The 4,610-nt window shown below is 70.4% G+C and carries 5 protein-coding genes and 1 pseudogene; 3 read left to right on the forward strand and 3 right to left on the reverse strand.

From position 1 onward, the window contains the following. Positions 1-35: 35 nt before the first annotated feature. Both B9G38_RS12740 and B9G38_RS12745 read right to left on the reverse strand, forming a co-directional pair. Positions 36-1,553, reverse strand: coding sequence for a molybdopterin-dependent oxidoreductase (locus B9G38_RS12740; RefSeq protein ID WP_086220600.1), 1,518 nt, complete (start codon positions 1,551-1,553; stop codon positions 36-38). Between the two features lie 153 nt (positions 1,554-1,706). Beyond that, positions 1,707-2,270, reverse strand: coding sequence for a HalX domain-containing protein (locus tag B9G38_RS12745; RefSeq protein ID WP_086220601.1), 564 nt, complete (start codon positions 2,268-2,270; stop codon positions 1,707-1,709). A 144-nt stretch (positions 2,271-2,414) separates the two neighbouring features. On the opposite strand from B9G38_RS12745, the gene B9G38_RS12750 reads away from it, so the two are divergent. Continuing rightward, on the forward strand, positions 2,415-3,146 hold the full coding sequence (locus B9G38_RS12750; protein ID WP_017343750.1) for an ATPase domain-containing protein: 732 nt from the start codon (positions 2,415-2,417) through the stop codon (positions 3,144-3,146). A gap of 41 nt (positions 3,147-3,187) precedes the next feature. Here the strand turns inward: B9G38_RS12750 and B9G38_RS12755 are convergent, their stop codons facing one another. Further along, positions 3,188-3,526 carry a helix-turn-helix domain-containing protein gene (locus B9G38_RS12755; RefSeq protein ID WP_004597591.1) on the reverse strand — a complete coding sequence of 113 codons (339 nt, stop codon included), beginning with the start codon at positions 3,524-3,526 and terminating at the stop codon, positions 3,188-3,190. 185 nt (positions 3,527-3,711) lie between these two features. On the opposite strand from B9G38_RS12755, the gene B9G38_RS12760 reads away from it, so the two are divergent. Then, the gene (locus B9G38_RS12760) at positions 3,712-4,050 is read left to right on the forward strand and encodes a hypothetical protein (protein WP_086220602.1); all 339 of its coding nucleotides are present in this window, start codon (positions 3,712-3,714) and stop codon (positions 4,048-4,050) included. Between the two features lie 224 nt (positions 4,051-4,274). Then, positions 4,275-4,610: pseudogene (locus B9G38_RS12765) on the forward strand (SHOCT domain-containing protein); the annotation flags it as partial.

Raw genomic sequence — 4,610 nt, forward strand, 5'->3', positions numbered from 1 at the left:
GCTCTCTTGACGGGGACGCCGACGCCGCGCGGTCGTCACCCGACCGTCCGGCGGACCCAGCCCGACGCGCCGCTCGGGACGGGGCCGGACTCCTCCCGGGGCTGACGGGTCCCCTCGCCGTCGACCGCGCGGACGACGACCTCGTGTTCCCCGTCGGGCTCGAAGGCGTGGCGCCACTGCCGCCAGACGTCCGCGTCGGGGAGCGGGTCGGAGAGCTCGGCGTCGGTCCAGGTGTCTCCCCCGTCGGTCGACACCTCGACGCGGTCGACGCCGGGGGTCCCGGCGTACGCGTGCCCGGCCAGCTCGATCCGCCCGTCGCCGAGCTCCGTGATCCCCTCGTCCCAGAGCTTGGCGACCGTCGTCACCTCGCCGGTCCCCTCCCAGCCGCGCTCCTCCCAGTAGCCGTCGTCCTCGACGCTCAGAAGCTCGATCTCCGAGAGCCACTTCACGTTCGTCTCCCCCCAGTGGCCCGGGATCAGCACCCGGACCGGGTGGCCGTGGCCGGTCGGGAGCTCCTTCCCGTTCATCCCCCACGCGAGGAACCCCTCCGCGAGGACGTCGACCGGGAACTCGACGTAGTACCCGTCCTCGCCGCGCAGCATCGCGCAGTCGCAGTCGCCCTGCGGGTCGACCGACTCCAGCAGCGGCCGGATCGGCGTCCCGGTCCAGACGGCGGTGCCGATGCGGCGGCCGTTCTGGTCCTCGCCGACGCACCGCAGCGTCACCGCGCGGTTCTCGACGGGGCGCTCGATCAGCTCGTCGAAAGAGACGGTCCGCTCGCTACCGACCTCGCCGGTGAACGTGAGCGACCACTCGTCCGCGGTCACCTCCGGGTCGAACTCCGCGATGTCGACGTTGTAGAACTCGTCGATCGGCGTCTCCAAGCCCTGTAGCTCGTCGCTCTCGAAGGCGAGCGACGCAGAATCGAGTTCCCGGAGCCGCACGGCCGCGCCGTCCGACCGCGGGGCGTCGGGGAGGGGATCGTCGGCCGACGCGAGCGACCGCCGGCCGACGACGGTCGCGGCGACGAACCCGAGCGCGCCGGCGACGACCCCGAGCGTCCGGCGGCGCACCGCGTCGACGACCGCCGGCGAGCCCCTCACGCCGTCCGAGGGCGATTCGGCCGGGGTGGCGGACGAGGGGAGCCAGCCGATCCCGACGACGGCCGCGACGGGGAGCGCCGCGCCCAGCGCGCCGAGCGAGACGCCCGTCAGCCCGGCGGCGAGCAGCCACGATCCGCCCCCGGCGACGGCCGCCCCGGTCGCGCGTCGGTCGGTGCGCGCGGCGAGCCGGAGCCCCGCGAACGCGACCGCGCCGAACAGCCCGACCACGACCGCGACGGCCACGGCGACGTGGATCAGGTGCCCCGCCTCGCCGAAGGTCTCGATCGCGAACGTCACGATCGCCCCCGGAGTCAGGTTGACGATCGCCTGATCGACGGGCCTGACGACGAACGACGGCGTCCATCCCGTGACGAGGTACGAGCCCGCGACCGCGGCCGCACCGGCCGCCGACGCGAGGAGCGTCTCACGCCGCTCGGTACCGTCTATCATAATTTACGTCGGGTCTCCGGCCACTTGAACTGCGTCCTCGATCGGGGGCGATCCCCCCTCGTCGAGACGGACGGGAAACAGGGCGGGCCGGCGGCGAACGAAGCGTTCGAGGCGAGAGCCGCGGAGAGACGGCGCGAGGCGGCCGGGGTCGCGTCAGGCCTCGCCGAGGTCGCGGAACATCGCGCGGTAGTCGTCGGTCGACAGCGACTCGCCGAGGTCGTCGATGTCGGCGTCCAAGTCCTCCAACCGGTCGACCAGTTCGGCGTACGCCTCGTTCTCCTCGCGCTGTGCGGCCGGTTTCTGCGAGCTGAGGACCGCGCGTTTGCTGGCGAGGGCGGCGGCCTCCTGAACGAGGTCGTCGTACTCGCTGCGCGTCAGTAGCGTGTCGATGGCTGCGAGCAGCTTCGAGCGGCTCACCGGCTTGGTGAGGTAGAGGTCGAACCCCATGTCGATGATGTCGAAGTCGGGTTCGACCGCGGTGACCATCGCCACGCGACAGTCGTACCCCTCCTCGCGGATGTGTTCCAAGACGTCGTCGCCGCTCCCGTCGGGGAGCCGGCGGTCGAGGAGCACCACCTCGACGGCGGCGTCGACGCGGTCTATCGCCTCGGCGGCGGTCTCGGCGACGTCGACGGCGTACCGCTCCTCCAAGAAGCCGGCGTACAGCGCCGCGATGTCTGGCTCGTCCTCCACGACGAGCACCGACGGATCGCTCACCGCCGATCACCGCCGAGAGTGACGGGACACGCTTCACCGGGCATACACGAACGGGCGGCGTGTCGCGAAATAAAACTGTCGCCGTCCGATCGCCCGATATCCCGAACCGTCCTTTATATACTCCGGCCGCCAAGGGGGAGACGAATGTCAGAACTCGTCTCCACCGGGGTCGAGGGGCTCGACTCCATTCTCACCGGCGGCATCACCGAGCGGTCGACGGTCCTCGTCTCCGGCAACCCGGGCACCGGCAAGAGCATTTTCGGCATCCAGTACCTCCATCACGGCGTCTCCGAACACGACGAGCGCGGCGTGTACGTCTCCTTCGAGGAGGACGAGGCCGACATCCGCGGCGCGGCCGAGTCGGTCGGCTTCGAGGGGTTCGACGAGATGGTCGACGACGGCGACATCGTCATCCTCGACAAGCGCGAGATGTTGCGGGAGACCGACTTCTCGACCGCGGTCGACCGCCTGCTCGACACGGTCGAGGACGGAGAGTTCGACCGGCTCGTCCTCGACTCGCTGTCGATGTTCCAGCTCTTCTTCGACGCCGAACAGGAGAAGCGCACCTACCTGCTGAAGTTCTCGGACATCCTCAAGGCGAACGGGCTCACCTCGCTGCTCATCAACGAGCAGGGCGCCGTCTTCCCCGACACGGAGGTCGGCTTGGAGAACTTCCTCACGGACGGGAACATCTACTTCATCCAGACGCCGACCGACTCCGGCGTCAACCGCTACGTCTGGGTGGCGAAGATGCGGAAACAGGACATCGACACCGACATCTTCCCGATGGAGATCGGACAGGGGGGGATCACGGTCCACGAGCGCGCGGGCGGTTTCTCGATGATGGGCGGCTCCGACGACCAGCCCTCGTTCTGACGCGGGCGCTAGGGGACCGACGCGTCCGGCCGTTCGGCCCGCTACTCCCGAGACGAGAGGTCGCGCCAGACGTCGTCGAGCCGGTTCTTCACCGCCGAGCGCTCCTCCACCTCGACCGTGAGCCCGTCGCGGAAGTCGACCTCGACCCCGTCGACCTTCCGGCGGTACACCTTCACGCGCCGGTGTTCGTCGGAGAGCGGGCGGTCGTGTAGTTCGAGGAGGTCCGCCTCCTCCAGCTCGTTTATCCGCCGGTAACACGTCGCGATCGGGACGTCCAGCTGGTCGCTGAGGTCCTGCGCCGACTTCGCGTCGCCCGTCGCCGTCAGGATGTCCGTGTTGTATTTGTTACCGAGTACGGTGATCAGATCGTCCCCCACCATTCACGTTATCGAGATTGATTTTTGTCTCTTATAATGGTACCGGTGAGTGCCTCGGGCGGCAATCCTCGCGATCCGGCGCGCGGTACGGGACCGCGGGCGGTTCGGCGACTCGAATCGGTTCGCCGTGTTATCGCCGCTGATACCCGCTCCCGTGGGTTTATTATCCGCGTTCGAGCAGGTGAGATATGGAGCTCATCGAGGGGTTGTACCTGATGACGACCACCGTGCTGGCCGGCGCGAGCGCGACGCTCGTCGCGTTCGCCGTCGCGGCGTATCGGTCGTCCGGTCGCACGGCGATGGCGTACCTGGCTGTCGGCTTCGGACTCGTCGTCGTCGCGGCGGTCGGGACGCCCGCGGCCGCCTTCCGGACCGGCTTCGCGAACGCCGAGGCGCTACTCTTAGTCAACACCGGGCTGCTCGCGGCGTCGATGGCGCTCGTCGCCGGCAGCCTCGCGGTGTACGAGCCGGGGACGCGCGAGTTCGTGATCCCCGAGTCGGAGCTGTCGCGCCTCCGCGACCGGTGACAGTCGGGTCCGAGCCCCAACCCCCCGCGTCGCCGCCGAATCGATCCCGAGCGAACGCCGCGAAACCGGAGGCGTACCCCGCTCCCCGACGCCCTTTTGCGTTCTCGGTCCGTAGCGATCTCGATGACAGATCGCTGTCGAGACGGCGGCGCGACCGCGAGCCCGCGACCGGCTCCGCGGCGGCGCCGACCCGGTGAATCGCCCCGAGGCCCGGGGCGTCGACGATGACGACCGCCGACGGCCGCGGCGGCCTCTCGCCGGTCGCGCGCCTCTCGGACCTCGCCGCGCGCGCCGGCGTCGGCGCCGGGGTCACGGTGCTCGTGAGCGTCCTGCCTGTCGTCGGGCTGGTCGCGCCCGCGGTCGGCGCCGGCGTGGCGAGTTGGACCGACGACGCGGAGCGCCCCCGCGGCCCGAAGATCGGGGCCGCCACGGGCGCGCTGGTCGCGCTGCTGTCGCTGCCGCTGACGTTCTTCGCCGTCTGGGTCGCGGCCGCGGTGTCGCCCGCGGCGACCGTCGGCGTCCTCGCGCTCACGCTGTTCGGCGCGGCGTACGTCGTCGGC

Source organism: Halorubrum sp. SD612, assembly GCF_002135005.1.